Genomic DNA, 15,466 nt, shown 5'->3' with positions numbered 1-15,466 from the left:
GCGCTAGCTAATCGACTTTGCTCTTGCTCCTCCCACTTTTCAAGGGGAAGGAACAAAAGCCAAAAATAAAAGGGTCAGAGATACGGTTATCTCTGACCCTTTTTCATACTTAGCCTTACAAAACCGCTATCACATCAGAAGGTGGATGCGGAGCGACGGAGTGGCCGTAGTGATACTGAATCACAGTGCGGCGTCTTGCCATCTGACCTTCTTGGATTGCAGCTTCAATGATGTGCTTAGGCAACCTAAAACGTATGGTATATCCCTTACCTTGATCCTCGCTGTAGCTGTTAAGCGCTAATAAGCTGAATAATCGCTCGAGCTCGCTCTGAGGAGAGTCATCTTCATGTTCCTCCTCCGGTTCGAGATCGTAATCTGGGTGCTCCGCTGGGTCCCATGACGATTGACGCTGTCGCTTCTCATCTTCTTTGATTTTTCTCTCGGCATTGGATTTAGCCAACTCTACCGCAGGCTTCACAGGCTCTGTTGTTCGATTTTCTCTTGCAACCTGCTCCGTTTGCACGTTCACTGACGGGGCTATTAAAGGCATGCTGACATTGCTTGGTGAAACAATCATCGAGTCCTCCTCAACCGCCATTACACCCATAAACCTTGTGCTGCCTCAGAGAAAAAACACAAGCCGTTATGAATGACTAACGCTAGGTTAGTGATCCGTTATCGACCAGAAGTGGCAAATACTTAAACAAAATCAGCCAATAAATGTAACAAGTTGCTTATTGAATTCTTCAGCCTCGGTGATGAAAGGCGCGTGTGAGGATTGGGCAAATACGAAGTGGGGACTTTCTGGTACTAACGTTTGTACATCAGAGGCAACTTTCACTGGCACTAAGCCATCAAGACGACCATATAAACGTAAGATGGGTTGTGTCACCTTAGGGAGCGCCTGCCTTAGGTCAACATTGGCCAAAAAGCCCAGACCTAGCTTCAACGCTTCGGCATTCGGCTTTGGTCGAGACAACACAGCCTGCTTGATGGTTTTCACATCTTGGCGAGCAGACGGACTTCCCATCGCTTGCAGCGCCATAAACCGTTCGATAGTGCTATCAAACTCAAGAGTCAACTGCTCAGTAAAGGCAGAAAGCACTTGTGGCTTAATTCCGCGCCAAGGAAGTTCAGCAGCAAATTTTGGAGAGCTGGCAACTGTCACCAGCTTGGCCACGCGTGATGGGTGTGATATTGCCACTTGGCTTGCCAATAACCCGCCTAACGACCAACCAATCCACGTCGCTTGTTGCGGTGCTTGCTCGACAAGTAAATTGACGATCTCGTCCATGTCTTGCGCCTGTACATCAGATGAATGACCATAACCCGGAAGATCAACAACATGCACGGTATAGTGCTGAGCGAGTTGACTGGCCATTGATTCCCATACCGCGCCATTCATCCCCCAGCCATGCAATAAAATCACATCTGGCCCCTGGCCTTGTGTCTGCCAGTGTAATCTTGTGTTCATGCTCGCAAAGTCTCCTATTTACCGCCCTATTTTGCCTCCCTTGAGACAAAATCAGTCCATCACTTAATCACTCTTGGTCTCTGTATGTTATCGGATTGGTGGCAAAAAAACATCGCAAGGCTCACTGACCCGAGCTGTTCTCTATGTGGCATGCATATACAGCCCGAGCAGCTTTTGTCTTCTCATCATGCCTTTTGGTGTACGTATTGCCGTAGCACTATCATTGAACACAATCGTTGTCAGTGCTGCGGGTTACCGACTGAAAGCCCACACCACGCACACTGTGGTGCATGTCTAAAGTCACCGCCCTTGTGGAATAGGCTGTATTGCCTTAGTGATTATCAGCCGCCGCTGAGCCATTTAGTCAGCCAACTCAAATATCAACGTCAGTTCTGGCATGCCAGACCACTCGCTATTGAGCTGGCCGAAATTATCGATGACCCAGCCCCTATCATCACTTGTGTCCCGATGCACTGGACAAGACGAATCTGGCGTGGTTTTAACCACAGTGAGCACCTTGCTTACTTTATTAGTCACAAGGTAGGTAGCCACTTTGAACCCAAACTACTACGCCGCTCTAAAATGACTCGTCCACAGCGAGGACTCAGCTCAAAACAACGAAAAACCAATCTCTATCACGCATTTGAAGTGGCTGATAGACCACTTGGCAAGCACGTAGCGATTGTGGATGACGTCGTCACAACCGGAGCCACCATCGAACAATTATGCAAATTATTGCTTGATGTTGGCGTGGAAACCATTGATATTTATTGCGTCTGTCGTACTACCCTGAGCAATAACAACACGAGTCTCTAGCCACCTTCCACTGGTTAAATAAAACACTAGACCTCATCGTTATCAGGAGTAGAATATAAATAGTTTACAAAAATAGTCAGGTATTAGCCGTGTCAAATCCGATTACGATTACTGAATCAGCTCAAGCTCACTTTGCCAAGCTATTGGCTCAACAACCAGAAGGCACCAATATCCGTGTTTTCGTGGTAAACCCAGGAACACAAAACGCTGAGTGTGGCGTGTCTTACTGTCCACCGGAAGCAGTTGAAGCTACCGACACGGAATTTTCTTACGAACCCTTCTCTGCATACGTAGATGAACTTAGCCTTCCTTTCTTGGATGAAGCTGAGATTGATTACGTGACAGATAAGATGGGTGCACAGCTTACGCTGAAGGCACCAAACGCAAAAATGCGTAAAGTGTCTGACGATGCACCACTGATTGAGCGCGTAGAGTACGTGATTCAAACTCAAGTGAACCCACAGCTTGCTGGCCACGGTGGTCACGTGAACCTTGTAGAAATCACCGAAGAGGGTGTTGCTATCGTTGCCTTTGGCGGCGGTTGTAACGGCTGTTCTATGGTTGATGTGACGCTAAAAGAAGGTATCGAAAAGCAGCTTATCCAAGAGTTTGCTGGTGAACTAACAGGTGTTAAAGATGCGACTGAGCACCAAGCAGGTGAGCACTCGTATTACTAAGTTCAGCATTTAGGTTTCGAACATTCGCTTAAAGAGCTGCCTTCTGGTAGCTCTTTTAGTTTCGACTCACTTAAGTTATCGATTGCACTCATACTTAAGCCAATTTTCCCCTGCCCGACTCTTTTCTTACCTATCCCTTTTCACCTATAGTAAGGCTATCTATATCTCGATGGCGTCATGCCCGCAGGGAGCTTCCCTTGAAAAAACGGACCTTACCTAACATCCTTGAAACTCGCGTGGCCGCGAAATCTCGCTTGTTTACTATTGAAGCTCAAGATCTTGAGTTCAGTAATGGTGAAAAGCGTACCTATGAGCGCATGAAGCCGAGTGGCCGCCATGCGGTTATGATGGTGCCGATTACTGACGCTGGCGATATTTTACTTGTTAGAGAATATGCTGCTGGCACTGAGCGCTACGAGCTTGGTTTTCCAAAAGGGCTTATCGATTTAGGTGAAACCGCCGAGCAGGCCGCTAACCGAGAGCTAAAGGAAGAGATTGGCTTTGGTGCTAAAAACCTTATCCCGCTTAAAGAAGTGGTGCTCGCCCCCTCTTATTTCTCAAGTAAGATGACCTTATTTGTCGTTAAAGACTTGTATGTAGAAAAACTCGAAGGTGATGAGCCAGAGCCCCTTGAAGTGGTTCGCTGGCCATTGGCACAGGCAGAAGAGTTACTGACCCACTTAGATTTCTGTGAAGCCCGCAGTATCACGGCTCTGCTGCTTGCACTACGCTTTTTAGATAGCCAGTAATGACTTAAGTAGTGCTGATTACCACTGTTTGAAGCTTCAATGACTACTGGATAATTGTTTAAAGGACTATGCATGACCACCTCAAACGACCTCTCCCCGCTGCTGCCCAATGTGATTGAGATTGCCCGCTCAGCAGGACAACTCATTCTCGACATTTATCAGAAAAGGCAGTATGAAGAGTTCACTAAGTCAGATGAAACCCCTGTCACCAGTGCCGATATTGCCGCGCACAAGCTCATTACTAAGAAGCTGTCTGAACTGACGCCTGATATTCCGGTTTTATCCGAGGAAGCTGCTGATATCAGCCTAGAAAAACGCTCTCAATGGAGCCGCTACTGGCTGGTTGACCCACTAGATGGCACACAAGAGTTCATTGCTCGCAGCGGCGACTTTGCGACGATTATTGCTCTAATCGATAACAATCAGCCTATTATGGGGGTGGTCTACGCGCCCGTATCCGGTGTCACCTATTATGCCTATAAAGATAAAGGGGCATGGAAAATTCCTGAAATGGCTGAAAGCGTGCGCATAAAGTCACACCAACACCCGGGTAAAACCCAGCCAATTGCAATTGCAATCAGTCGACGACAAGACATTAACCGTATTACCAATCGTATGAGCCCAGCATGGAATTATGAGTTGGTGCCTCTTGGCTCTGCGGCGCTCAAAGCTTGCCTAGTGGCTGAAGGTGCTGTGGATTGTTATCTAAGGCTAGGGCCTACGGGTGAATGGGATACGGCAGCGACGCAGTGTATTGTTGAGGAAGCCGGTGGGCGTATTTTAGATACCCAGCTTGAACCACTCTCTTACAATGAACGTGATACGTTGGAGAACCCGAATTTTATTGTGCTCGGTGATGAGTCATTAGATTGGGGCGAGATTTTGGAGAACAAAGACTAGCGCTCATTGACTCATAGCTGTGTCATTCTGAATTTGTTTCAGAACCTAACTGCGGCGCGCGTGATGAGTAGACCCTGAAATGAATTCAGGGTGACGACTTCTATTGCGATGACGCAAGAAATAAACAAAAGGGCTGGATTACTCCAGCCCTTTAAAATTGACGCTAAAACCTACCCTTCTGGCTCAACTGATAACGACCTTGGTTATCAGGTTGGCCTACCAAACTTAGCTGGCTTGATAGGATAGCTGGAAATTCTGCCTCTGGCTTAAACCAGCCTTGTGAGTCATAGCGGTTGTTCGACTCTAGCGTTGCGCTGAACTCACCACTGACTTGGCTGCTGGCTAAAGCGCCATTAACTTGCCATTGACTGTCTTGGCACGTGATATCGGCGATCACTGGGCCTAACAAAATAGGACCCACTGGCGTGCTTAACTCGCCTGCTGCCCATGCTATAGTGCCCTCTGCTGACGCACAGTAGGGTTGATCAAACTGATAATCACGCATCGTTAGCTCAACTTGACCAATCGCATCGATTGGCACCGGCATCGGCAGTTGTGACATCACATAAGAAGCAGGTACTGATGCAACAAACTGTTTTGCATAAGGGCCAGATAGCCCCACGCCTACCGAGCCTCGACCACGTAAATCTATCGCACTACCACGACCAAAGCGGATATCGGCTTCAAGACGGCCCGTCAATAGAGAAGAAGGCTTCACCTGCCACTGCAGTGAACCTATCTGCTGACCCTGCGCGGAAACGCGCTGAGCCTGACCATTCCAAATCGTTCCCGAGACGCCCTCAATTTGAGCGACTTGCTTAGGCAGATAACTTAAAGCAAAGCTGGCAGGAACATGCGCAATCACACTCACCAAGAAAACAACGAGACACAAGAGTGAGATGAGAATAATACGGCGCATTAGTTACCCCCTTTTTGGAACTGCAGTCGCTTCACATCAACAACGCCAGTGCGCTCAGTGCGGTCAACATCAAGAAAAGCGACCTCAACACCTTGCTGCTCTTTAAGGTAAATGACCCAATTGAGTAGCTGCTCAAAAGGGATCGGCTGTACCCAAACCTGCATCATGTCGTCACGCGGCGTCATACGGATGATCTCGACTTGATAACGACTTGCAGAGGAGTAAATCAGTTGGTTGAGCGGCTGATTACTCGTGACAATACCACCTTGAGCACGCAGCTCTGTCACTTCATCAGCTTTGCTTGAAACCCAGCTTAATAGCTGTCTCTCACTGTCGATGCGCATACGGGCATTTTCAGCTCTCGCTTGCAAAGGCTGAACCAGGCCCCAATACAAAATACCTAGCAAGGTAAACCCGACACAAATTCCAACTAGGCGCTGTTCGCGCTGAGAAAGACCTTGCCACCAATTTTTCACGGTTGCTAACTGTTCCATCATCACCCTCTACTGCGCCTTAATGGTAAACGTGCCGGTTACCACTTCTTGATTTCTATTCAGAGGGCCCTGCTCAACGTCAAAGCGCTCCGCTAACGCAGTACGTGCCTTTTCAAAGCTCTCGAAGTCAGCACCTTGCGCGACCAAGCGTACCTCTCCACGGCTAGAGTCAAAACGAATGCTCTGAAGCTCAATCGCCGGTCTCGCACCAAGCGAGCTTGACAGGTTGGCAAACCAGTTCAGTAGCGAATCTTCACCGGCACCACCTGATAGGCGAGCAATTTCAGACTCCATTTCACGCCTCAAGTAACTGGTCGTTGGAATGCGGCTTTTCCCTGTTAGATCACGGAAGATACGCTCACTTTCGGCGCGATAAGCACTTGCTTGTGATTCATAGCGCTGGATCTCTAGCAGGTATTGCCCCATCAACACGACCAAAAGAACACCTGCTGCAATCGCGGCTTTACGCCACACTTTCCAGTGCTTCATGATTGAGGAGCTTTGCTTAAATACGCCCGTTAACAGGTTAGTCTTACTCGCTATCGCTTCTGTTGCCAAAAGCTGCATTGGTAATTCTGCGGGTGCATTGTGCCACTCTTGCCCATCTGTAAGAGTCAGCTCAGGAAGTGGGGTATAAGCTTGTAATGGCAAAAACTCATCATCGGCTTTGACCCAACTTGATTGAGCAGTCAGCGATAGCCACTGTGCTGGAACAACAGCGCCAAGCTCAGCGCCTTTTTTAATCAACCACTCATCACCCAATTGAACAGCACTTAAACCTTCATCGTTAGTTGGCAGCGCAAGTACATCTGGCATTACTTTCTTAACGTCGAAACCAAGCTCTCGGCAGTGGTTTAAGGTGCTTTCAAACCAAGATAAATCTACAGCTGACACCCACGCTTCATCCCCTTTCTTATTCAGAATGGTACAGTGCAAGTCATCGACATCTTGCGCCAATTCATCTTCAAGTAGAAATGGCAGCATTGACTCAAATTGGCGACTGGCGCCCTTTGGTATCTCTACGCGATTCAATGCCACATCGGTGGCTGATAGCAATAAAATAACGCTACGCTGCTGAGCATAACCCTGTAGCGTCTCTAGTTCTGATGCATTCGCTAGCTCACCACTAGCAATTACTTCATTATTCTGTGTAGACCACACCAACCATGGAACGGGAGAGTTCGGTTGGCTAGTTAGTCGAACGGTCAGAAACTCGCTCACTGATCCCTCCAAAACGACGGCGTACTACCGACGCTGTTTCCCTATTGTCACTATACAATAGGCTTCTAATTCTTACTCTAGACTGCTCAACCCAAACCTGAGCGTCTAACTCAAAATACTGGCTATCCACACCTAAAAAGGCTTTAGCTTCGTCACGAACACCAGCCTCAACACTGGACATTTCAGACTCGGCAAGGAAATCATCAACTGAATCCCATCCATCATAAGGGCGTCCCTCAATCAGGTTTTTCGCATCACTGTCAGAGAGGTGTGGATGAAACATAGCCTCTAACAATGGCGCTTGATGCGGCTCGATAGTATTGACATTTAACACCCACTGGTCTGTTGGCAATGCACACACCATCGGCGCCACTTTCTGCATTATCTCACCGGTCACACCATTAATCGCTCGCAGCTCGCTGCTGTCGGCAATCCAGCTGTTTGCGGTTAAATATGCCGGCTGCACACTCTCGTAGTAGCTATCTTCAACACCACTAATGGTCTGTGTACTGTTATCAGGGTCGATAAACTCATAGGTCGAGTCGGTAATGGTTTCCGCAAGGTAGTTATCGACATCCATCGCCTCTAGAAGATACTGCCATACACGCATAATATAGGGACGTTGGTTTGAGTTAGTTGGAATCGTTGCAGAGCCAATCGCATTCAAATTCAAACAGGCTTGGCGATCCCAAATTCGCCCGCGCGCCACGCCATAATCCAGAGGATAAGTCTGCTCCTCTAGGGCCCAAGCCTGAGAGGTATTAATCGTGTCACTGTCTTTGTAGCTCTGCTCGATACCAACAACAGCAAGAGCTTCAACCCCCAAGCTATACCAATACGCTTGCTGGTAATTAATCTGATTGGTCGCGCGTTTAAACTGGGTAAACAAGCGCCCAGACATGCTCGCCGCTATCGACGCCATCACTGCCAGTATCATTAACACGACGATGATGGCTACGCCTCGTTGTTTACGAGCAAAAGAGGCTTTACGAGATTTAACCATCCGTCTCACCGCCCGAATTTGTCAATTGGCCACCAGAGGTGAGGTAGATTCGCTCTATTTCACCATAATCTTCTAACTCCAAAGTGACCGACACTGCGCGAGGCAGTCGGTTGGAGACCGTCCACTCTTTAAGCCATTCAGAGCCGTTGTAAAAGGTCACTTCAAAACTCTCAACACCACTAAGCAGTGGGGCAACGATGGGCTCTTGCCCTACCGGCGTATCAGGGTAGCGCCACCAAGCACGCTCAAGCACTTGCTCTTGTGTGCGATATCCGACCTTTGTCACCTCTCCGCGAGGGAACTGCTGCTCTGGGTTATGCCAACCCAAACGCGTAAATACGAGACCTTTGGTATCAGAATCAAGTAGGTAGTCTTGCCAAAAAAGCAGAGCAGAACTTGGCTCTTCACCATTGGTGCGCATCGTACGCGTTGCCATCTGACGAAAATCATTGTCCATCATAACCAGCGCACGCTGAATTTCTTTCAGTCGCTCACTACGCTGCATCGACAGCTCATTACTCTGTTGCACCTGATTAAGCACTTGGTATGCGCCAACACTTAAACTGGCAAAAATAGCGATAGCCACCAGCACTTCAATTAAAGTGAAACCGCGTTGAGTTTTATTTACAGGCAATGAGCTAACTCTACGGGACATAACTTCTCACCGTAACAGAAGGCGAACCCTCTTTGGTTGTAGCGACACTCACATCAAATGCTTTGAGCAAGTTGTCCGAGGTTTTTACTGGCGCGACTTGCCAATACCAAGTTCGACCCGCCAACTCTTCAGTGCCCTTCTGTGCTCGCAGTCTGTTTGGCTCCAACATCACCTTTGCCATCTGGTTATCCACCACCATGGCGGCGAACGTCTTCTCTTCAAGATAACTTAGAGTATTAATATGCTGGCTCACCGAGCGGATCACCGCTATAGCAGCCGTGGCAAAAATCGCTAAAGCGACTAATACCTCAAGCAATGTCATACCCGATGTTTTGCGTCTCATCACTACTCTTCCCCCGGAGCCGGTTCGCCCGGAGCAAGGCGATGAATCACGCCATTTTCTGCGACGACAATACGCCAGTTATCGTCATTCACTTGTTCATCATTGGCCAAAATATTCAAACTAAAGGGCGTGATCTCACCACTTGAGAGAATAAAAATCTGTGGTGGTCGAGGTTTACTGTCGTTCTCAACATCTGCAAACATGTCCTCATCAAACAGAGAGCCTGGGTTAAACAGACTTTCATTATTTGACCAAACGTCGCCACCCAAAGCCATGCTCATCATTAAGCTGTCAGGCAGTGCGATTTCATTGGCCATGCCTTCTAGCTCCATCGCTTGCCAACCTTCATCACCAAGGGACATTAGATGAATACGATTCTGTTTTTCGTCTATTCGTAAGCCGTAGTTATGTCCACTCAACAGGGCTTCATCATTAAGCAGCTGCAGCTGTAAGAACAGTCGCTGGCTCTCTTCTTTCGCCTGATCTTCTGTCGAGTTCACAAATGTTGAAATCACGGCAACCGCACTGACCGAAACCAGCACTAACACCAACAGCAGCTCTAAAAGCGTAAAGCCATTGCTTCGACTTAACTTACTCGGGTTTGAGACAAAAAACACAATCACACTCTAAGATATGGGGTAAGCAAGGGCTTACCCCAATCAATACTATTACTGGAAGTCTTGCAGATTCCAGTTACCGATATCAGCAGCAGCGCCTTCGCCACCTTCTTGACCATCCGCACCTAGGGTGAAGATATCAATTGTGCCGTTATCACCAGGGCTTAGGTATTGGTAATCGTTACCCCAAGGGTCTTTTGGTAGGCGACGGATATAACCATTGTCACGGTAATTACGTGGCTCTGGATTGCTTGGCTTAGTCACAAGCGCTTCAAGGCCTTGGTCTGTTGTTGGGTACACGCTGTTATCTAACTTGTACATATCTAAGGCATTTTCTAAAGCAACAATATCGGTGATCGCTTTCTGTTGGTCCGCTTTCTCTTTGTTACCCAATAGGTTTGGCACAACAAAGCTCGCCAAAATACCCAAAATAACCACAACCACCATTACCTCTAGCAGGGTAAAACCTGATTGTTTCTTTAGTTTGTTTCTCATTTTCTTCTCCAAAAACAACACTATCAAGGCCTGAGATAGGCCATGGAATCTAATTCTCCTCCCCCTTATCAAGGGGGAGGCCGGGAGGGGGTTAACCATCCTCAACTCAATCGCAAAATTCTGCATTTGTTGACAGGCCGCATTAACCCCACCCTAACCCTCCCCTTCAAAAGGGGAGGGAACTGTTCTTCCCCTCCTCTTAAAAAACGGAGGGAGTTGTTTTGCTCCTCCCCCTTATCAAGGGGGAGGCCGGGAGGGGGTTAGCCCATACTCACTCAATCACAAAACTCTGCATTTGTTGAAAGGCCGCATTAACCCCACCCTAACCCTCCCCTTCAAAAGGGGAGGGAACTGTTCTAGCCGCTCATTAAGTTATTCATTTCTAGGATCGGCATCATGGTCGCCATGACAATGAACAAAACCAAGCCAGCCATCAATGCAATCAAGACCGGAGTAAAAATACCCAAAGCAATGTTCACCGTGGATTCAAAGTTAGCGTCTTGTGTGTCTGCCGCGCGAGTAAGCATCGATTCCAATTGACCACTTTGCTCACCACTGGCAATCATATGCAGCATCATTGGCGGGAACAATTTGGTCTGATCGAGCGCTTTACGCAAACTCGCACCTTCACGGACATTGTCCGAAGCGACGGTCACTTGCTGCTTGATAAAGTGGTTAGACATAACATCCACCGCCACTTTCATCCCTTCAAGAATCGGGATCGCACTAGATGTACAAATCGAAAGTGTACGCGCAAAGCGAGCCGTATTCAGCCCTTTACTGATGCGTCCCATCATTGGCATAGCAACGATTTTTTTGTCCCAAGCCAGACGGATATTGGGTTTAGACAAAGCAAACTTAGCAAGATAGACCAAGACAATGACGGAAATAAGAATCGCGACGCCCCACTCTTTGACAAAGTCACTCGAGGAAAGCAAGAACTCGGTTGATGCTGGCAGGTCTTGCCCCATCTGAATAAACTGGCCGACAATTTCTGGTACCACTGCAGCAAGCAGAAACGCGACGATACCAACAGCGAATACTACAAGTACGACTGGATAAATCAGAGCTTGTTGCAGCTTAGAGCGCATCTTCTGACGGTTTTCTGCGTAATCAGCGAGACGCTCAAGTACCGCATCAAGGTGCCCTGACTTTTCCCCTGCCGCCACCATTGAACGAAAGAGTTCATCAAAGATATGCGGGTAATCAGCCAGACTATCTGCCAAGGTATAACCTTCGGTCACTTTTGATCGCACTGCAGCCAACATGTTTCGAATACGTGGTTTTTCTGATTGCTCAGACACCGCTTTCAAACACTCTTCGAGTGGCATACCCGATTGTACTAGTGTCGACAGCTGGCGAGTGATCAGAGCCAGATCAGGAGTACTGATACCACGTTGAAAAGCGACTTTCTTAGCCGAAGAGGCCTTGCTCGATTTTGCGCGAGTCTCCGTCACTTCAACCGGAATTAAGCCCTGCTCTTTAAGACGGGCACGCACTTGTCTGGCGTTATCACCCTCGATAACGCCTTTCTTTTGCTTGCCTTTTGCATCCAGTGCCTTGTATTCAAACGCCGCCATTAGCCTTCCTTAGTGACTCGTAACACCTCTTCAAGAGAGGTCTTCCCTTGCAGAACTTTACTCAAGCCATCTTGACGAATGCTTGGGGTGTGCTCACGTACACTCTTTTCAATCGCCTGCTCACCGGCCTCACTATGAATCAGCTCTTGAACCTGCTCATCCACCAGCAACAGCTCATGAATACCGGTACGGCCACGATAACCTTTGTTATTACAATGTTCACAGCCGTTTGGACGGTAAAGCGTTAACTCTTGCTCTGCTGGCACACCAAACCACTTTTTCTGCTCGTTATCTGCTTGATAAGGCGTTTTACAGTCATTACACAGAGTACGTACTAGGCGCTGCGCAAGTACGCCAAGCAAAGATGAAGAGATAAGGAACGGTTCAATTCCCATATCACGCAGACGTGTGATCGCGCCAACAGCGGTATTGGTGTGCAGCGTCGACATCACCAAGTGACCCGTCAAAGAGGCTTGTACGCCAATTTGCGCTGTTTCTAAGTCACGGATCTCACCCACCATGACGACATCTGGGTCTTGACGCAGAATTGCACGCAAACCACGAGCAAACGTCATATCTACCTTTGGGTTCACTTGCGTTTGACCGATACCATCGATATCAAATTCAATCGGGTCTTCAACGGTTAAGATATTGCTTTCGCTGCTGTCGAGCTCTTGCAGGCCCGCGTACAAGGTTGTTGATTTACCAGAACCGGTTGGGCCAGTAACTAAGATAATCCCATGTGGACGAGCGATGATATTGCGGAAGTTTTCATGGGTTGCAGGCGTCATGCCTAAGCTATGCAGGTCTAGACGCGTCGCGTTTTTATCAAGAAGACGCATTACCACACGCTCACCGTGTGAAGACGGCATGGTTGATACACGTACATCGACCGCACGGCCACCGATACGCAGCGAGATACGGCCATCTTGCGGCACGCGTTTCTCGGCAATATCCAGTTTTGCCATTACCTTGACACGCGAAACAAGCAGCGGGGCAAGCTTGCGGCTTGGCGCTAGAATATCACGCAATACACCATCGACACGGAAACGAATCGACAGAGATTTTTCAAAGGTCTCGATATGGATATCCGATGCGCCTTCTTTGATGGCTTCACTGAGCATCGCGTTGATCAGTTTAATGATCGGGGCATCGTCTTCTGATTCGAGCAAGTCTTCATCTTGCGGCAACTCTTCAGCTAACGAGAAGAAGTCATCACTGTCAGCGCCAATATCTTCCATCAACTGACGCGCTTCGCTCGAATCACGTTGATACACCTCAGTGAGTTTTGTATCGAACGCTTCTTTACTCATAGAGTGCAAAGTGAATGCACGCGGTGACACGCGCTGCACTTCCAGCAGCGCTTTCATAGAGATAGGCTCTAAATGATAGAGAACACTGCCCTCGTCACCATGCTCCAATACCATTTGAAAACGGTTAGCAAAGCTAAAAGGCAGACGGTGATGAATAACCTCTGCTTCCATTACTTCGCTTCCATTTGATCAATCAATGCTTGTAGCTCTGGAGCATATTCACGCGACTGACCAAATTCAGGCAGTACTGGAATATGTTCATCATCCATCAGTCTCAAGCCTTGCTCTGCTTTCAATAGCTGCTCTGCACGTATGTAGTTGTACTTACGCTGAGAAATACCATCCGCTGACATGCCATCACGAATAATGGTTGGCTTAATGAATACCATCAGATTACGCTTTTCAGTCTGCGTGCTGGTCGATTTAAATAGCTGGCCAAGGTAAGGAATATCACCAAGTAGTGGTACTTTTGATTCACTCTCTAGTGCTCGCTCATCAATCAAGCCACCTAATACAATCATTTGGCCATCATCAACCATGACTGAGGTATTAATTTGACGCTTGGCAAAACGTACATCCACTGCCCCATTGGCACCTAACACGTTAGATACTTCTTGTTCAATATTAAGCTGAACCGAGTTGCCTTCGTTGATTTGAGGGACAACTTTCAACTTGATGCCGACCTCTTTACGATCAACGGTTTGGAATGGATTATCGTTATTCGAACCAGCAGTAGAGCCAGTTACAACCGGAACTTCTTCACCGACGATAAACGAAGCTTCACCGTTATCCATCACCGTGATGCTTGGAGAAGATAGGATGTTAGAGTGAGAATCTGTTGATACCGCACTAATTAGAGCTGTCCAGTCTCCCATCACTACACTCATTGCAGCACCGTTAACGCCTGATAGTGCCGCTGCTAGTGTTGAGTAATCACCAGCTTCAGTCGTAGTTTCATTACGCAGGAAGTTACCATCTGTATCGTACACTGCTGTTGTAGTCGTTGTATCCTGAGCTTCCTCAAGACCAACCATCACACTACCAATCGATGCGCCTGTGTTGCCGTACTGAATCATGGCACCCGTTTCTAGGTTACCCCATTGAACACCAAGGTTGATACCATCACCCTCTGACATCTCAACGATAAGGGCTTCAATCAATACCTGAGCACGGCGAATATCAAGTTGAGAGACGATCTCTTGCAGGGCATTCATAATATCTGGCGGAGCTGTCATTACTAGCGCATTGGTGTGTGGGTGAGCCGCAATCGTCACCTCACCACGTACATTTGATGAGCTGCTGCCTTGCCCAGCTGATTTTTCAGCTTGCAGGTTTTCAGAAACACCGCGCAGCACATCTACAAGCTCTTCCGCTTTCGCATACTTTAGGTAAACCACTCGGTTATTACCCTTGCTTGCCATTTCAACATCAAGCTGCTTAATAAGACGCTTTAGCTGCGCGCGAACTTTTGGATCGCCTGAGATAAGAATTGAGTTAGTGCGGTCATCGGCAACTAATTTAGGCTGCATGTTCGGTGGCGTGTTCTTCGCATCGGTTGTCTTATTAAGGGCTTCAACGATACGCACCATTTCGGCTGCTGACGCATTTTTCAGGTCAACAATTTCAATCTCTTTATCACCAGCTTGGTCAACACGCTTGATGATTTCAGCTAGGCGATTAACTACTGCAGCGCGACCCGTGATCAAAATGATGTTGGCAGGGTCGTAGTGAACCACGTTACCGGCACCTGCGTTATCATTTAGCTGGCGTAAAAGCGGAGACAGTTCACGCACTGATACATTACGCACCGCGACAACGCGTGTCACGACACTATCGCCTGCTGCGCTGTCATCGCCGACAACTGGAATCGCAGAGGTTTTTGCGTCTTTCGCCTTGATGACTTTGAGGATACCGTTGTCCATCTCAACTACAGCGAAACCATACACTTCCAATACGTTGAGGAAGAAGCTGTAATACTGCTCTTCTGTCAGCATATCGTAGCTTCTTACATCCACCTTACCTCGAACAGAAGGATCGACAATAATGGTTTTCTCGAGGTTGCGGCCAACAATGTTGATGAACTCTTGTATATCAGTGCCTTTAAAACTTGCACTAAAGTCTTCAGCTAGAACGGGCGTTGTTGTTAACAAGCTTCCTGCCAGTAGCCAAGCACTTTTCTTAAGCCAATGCTTCACGGTGTACTCCTAAAA

Annotated in this window: 17 protein-coding genes; 4 read left to right on the top strand and 13 right to left on the bottom strand. The window is 47.9% G+C overall.

Translation table 11 applies throughout. The features are described 5' to 3' along the window. Window positions 1-115: 115 nt before the first annotated feature. Together QWZ05_RS13615 and bioH are read right to left on the bottom strand one after the other, a co-directional pair. Entirely contained in the window at window positions 116-577 is a 462-nt protein-coding gene (locus tag QWZ05_RS13615) for an ATP-dependent Lon protease (RefSeq protein WP_289960282.1), read from the bottom strand. Between the two features lie 132 nt (window positions 578-709). Beyond that, a complete protein-coding gene (gene bioH / locus QWZ05_RS13610) occupies window positions 710-1,474 on the bottom strand; it encodes a pimeloyl-ACP methyl ester esterase BioH (RefSeq protein WP_290298862.1) in 765 nt (254 codons plus the stop codon). Window positions 1,475-1,558: 84 nt separating this feature from the next. Here bioH and QWZ05_RS13605 point away from each other — a divergent pair, with 84 nt between their 5' ends. The 4 genes from QWZ05_RS13605 to cysQ all read left to right on the top strand — a co-directional run bounded on the left by QWZ05_RS13605 (window position 1,559) and on the right by cysQ (window position 4,616). After that, complete coding sequence (locus QWZ05_RS13605) at window positions 1,559-2,290, top strand: ComFC family protein (RefSeq protein ID WP_290298860.1); 732 nt, start codon at window positions 1,559-1,561, stop codon at window positions 2,288-2,290. Between the two features lie 89 nt (window positions 2,291-2,379). After that, window positions 2,380-2,967 (top strand): Fe-S biogenesis protein NfuA, encoded by a 588-nt coding sequence (gene nfuA / locus QWZ05_RS13600; protein ID WP_290298858.1) that lies wholly within the window; start codon window positions 2,380-2,382, stop codon window positions 2,965-2,967. A 197-nt stretch (window positions 2,968-3,164) separates the two neighbouring features. Then, window positions 3,165-3,716 (top strand): ADP compounds hydrolase NudE, encoded by a 552-nt coding sequence (nudE, locus tag QWZ05_RS13595; RefSeq protein WP_290298857.1) that lies wholly within the window; start codon window positions 3,165-3,167, stop codon window positions 3,714-3,716. Window positions 3,717-3,788: 72 nt separating this feature from the next. Further along, window positions 3,789-4,616, top strand: a complete 828-nt coding sequence (cysQ, locus tag QWZ05_RS13590; protein ID WP_290298856.1) for a 3'(2'),5'-bisphosphate nucleotidase CysQ — start codon at window positions 3,789-3,791, stop codon at window positions 4,614-4,616. A 163-nt stretch (window positions 4,617-4,779) separates the two neighbouring features. On the opposite strand, the gene QWZ05_RS13585 is transcribed toward cysQ, so the two are convergent. From QWZ05_RS13585 to gspD, 11 genes are all read right to left on the bottom strand, one after another. Beyond that, window positions 4,780-5,535, bottom strand: a complete 756-nt coding sequence (locus tag QWZ05_RS13585; RefSeq protein WP_290298855.1) for a type II secretion system protein N — start codon at window positions 5,533-5,535, stop codon at window positions 4,780-4,782. After that, entirely contained in the window at window positions 5,535-6,032 is a 498-nt protein-coding gene (locus QWZ05_RS13580) for a type II secretion system protein M (protein ID WP_290298854.1), read from the bottom strand. The genes QWZ05_RS13585 and QWZ05_RS13580 overlap by 1 nt, the downstream gene beginning before the upstream one ends. 6 nt (window positions 6,033-6,038) lie before the next feature. Continuing rightward, window positions 6,039-7,250, bottom strand: a complete 1,212-nt coding sequence (gspL, locus tag QWZ05_RS13575; RefSeq protein ID WP_290298852.1) for a type II secretion system protein GspL — start codon at window positions 7,248-7,250, stop codon at window positions 6,039-6,041. Beyond that, the gene (gspK, locus tag QWZ05_RS13570; RefSeq protein WP_290298850.1) at window positions 7,219-8,253 is read right to left on the bottom strand and encodes a type II secretion system minor pseudopilin GspK; all 1,035 of its coding nucleotides are present in this window, start codon (window positions 8,251-8,253) and stop codon (window positions 7,219-7,221) included. Before gspK ends, gspL begins: the two co-directional genes overlap by 32 nt. Then, complete coding sequence (gspJ, locus tag QWZ05_RS13565; protein ID WP_289960273.1) at window positions 8,246-8,908, bottom strand: type II secretion system minor pseudopilin GspJ; 663 nt, start codon at window positions 8,906-8,908, stop codon at window positions 8,246-8,248. The genes gspK and gspJ overlap by 8 nt, the downstream gene beginning before the upstream one ends. Continuing rightward, a complete protein-coding gene (gene gspI, locus QWZ05_RS13560; protein ID WP_289960272.1) occupies window positions 8,898-9,251 on the bottom strand; it encodes a type II secretion system minor pseudopilin GspI in 354 nt (117 codons plus the stop codon). Before gspI ends, gspJ begins: the two co-directional genes overlap by 11 nt. Before the next feature lie 2 nt (window positions 9,252-9,253). Beyond that, window positions 9,254-9,868 (bottom strand): type II secretion system minor pseudopilin GspH, encoded by a 615-nt coding sequence (gene gspH, locus QWZ05_RS13555; RefSeq protein WP_290298848.1) that lies wholly within the window; start codon window positions 9,866-9,868, stop codon window positions 9,254-9,256. A gap of 51 nt (window positions 9,869-9,919) precedes the next feature. Then, window positions 9,920-10,363, bottom strand: a complete 444-nt coding sequence (gene gspG, locus QWZ05_RS13550) for a type II secretion system major pseudopilin GspG (RefSeq protein WP_164649403.1) — start codon at window positions 10,361-10,363, stop codon at window positions 9,920-9,922. Window positions 10,364-10,719: 356 nt separating this feature from the next. After that, the gene (gene gspF, locus QWZ05_RS13545; protein ID WP_290298846.1) at window positions 10,720-11,943 is read right to left on the bottom strand and encodes a type II secretion system inner membrane protein GspF; all 1,224 of its coding nucleotides are present in this window, start codon (window positions 11,941-11,943) and stop codon (window positions 10,720-10,722) included. Beyond that, window positions 11,943-13,427 carry a type II secretion system ATPase GspE gene (gspE, locus tag QWZ05_RS13540; protein WP_290298844.1) on the bottom strand — a complete coding sequence of 495 codons (1,485 nt, stop codon included), beginning with the start codon at window positions 13,425-13,427 and terminating at the stop codon, window positions 11,943-11,945. Before gspE ends, gspF begins: the two co-directional genes overlap by 1 nt. After that, a complete protein-coding gene (gspD, locus tag QWZ05_RS13535; RefSeq protein WP_290298843.1) occupies window positions 13,427-15,451 on the bottom strand; it encodes a type II secretion system secretin GspD in 2,025 nt (674 codons plus the stop codon). The genes gspE and gspD overlap by 1 nt, the downstream gene beginning before the upstream one ends. Window positions 15,452-15,466: the final 15 nt, after the last annotated feature.

The organism is Vibrio agarivorans (assembly GCF_030409635.1).
Taxonomy (GTDB): Bacteria; Pseudomonadota; Gammaproteobacteria; order Enterobacterales; family Vibrionaceae; genus Vibrio; species Vibrio agarivorans.
Note: the sequence above shows the minus strand (reverse complement) of the source record. Positions and strands in the feature narration are given on the sequence as shown.

Coding starts and splice junctions, on each gene's coding strand:
- QWZ05_RS13615 (WP_289960282.1), bottom strand. CDS start 577: ATGATTGTTTCACCAAGCAATGTCAGCATGCCTTTAATAGCCCCGTCA.
- bioH (WP_290298862.1), bottom strand. CDS start 1,474: ATGAACACAAGATTACACTGGCAGACACAAGGCCAGGGGCCAGATGTG.
- QWZ05_RS13605 (WP_290298860.1), top strand. CDS start 1,559: ATGTTATCGGATTGGTGGCAAAAAAACATCGCAAGGCTCACTGACCCG.
- cysQ (WP_290298856.1), top strand. CDS start 3,789: ATGACCACCTCAAACGACCTCTCCCCGCTGCTGCCCAATGTGATTGAG.
- QWZ05_RS13585 (WP_290298855.1), bottom strand. CDS start 5,535: ATGCGCCGTATTATTCTCATCTCACTCTTGTGTCTCGTTGTTTTCTTG.
- QWZ05_RS13580 (WP_290298854.1), bottom strand. CDS start 6,032: ATGATGGAACAGTTAGCAACCGTGAAAAATTGGTGGCAAGGTCTTTCT.
- gspK (WP_290298850.1), bottom strand. CDS start 8,253: ATGGTTAAATCTCGTAAAGCCTCTTTTGCTCGTAAACAACGAGGCGTA.
- gspJ (WP_289960273.1), bottom strand. CDS start 8,908: ATGTCCCGTAGAGTTAGCTCATTGCCTGTAAATAAAACTCAACGCGGT.
- gspI (WP_289960272.1), bottom strand. CDS start 9,251: ATGAGACGCAAAACATCGGGTATGACATTGCTTGAGGTATTAGTCGCT.
- gspG (WP_164649403.1), bottom strand. CDS start 10,363: ATGAGAAACAAACTAAAGAAACAATCAGGTTTTACCCTGCTAGAGGTA.
- gspF (WP_290298846.1), bottom strand. CDS start 11,943: ATGGCGGCGTTTGAATACAAGGCACTGGATGCAAAAGGCAAGCAAAAG.
- gspE (WP_290298844.1), bottom strand. CDS start 13,427: ATGGAAGCAGAGGTTATTCATCACCGTCTGCCTTTTAGCTTTGCTAAC.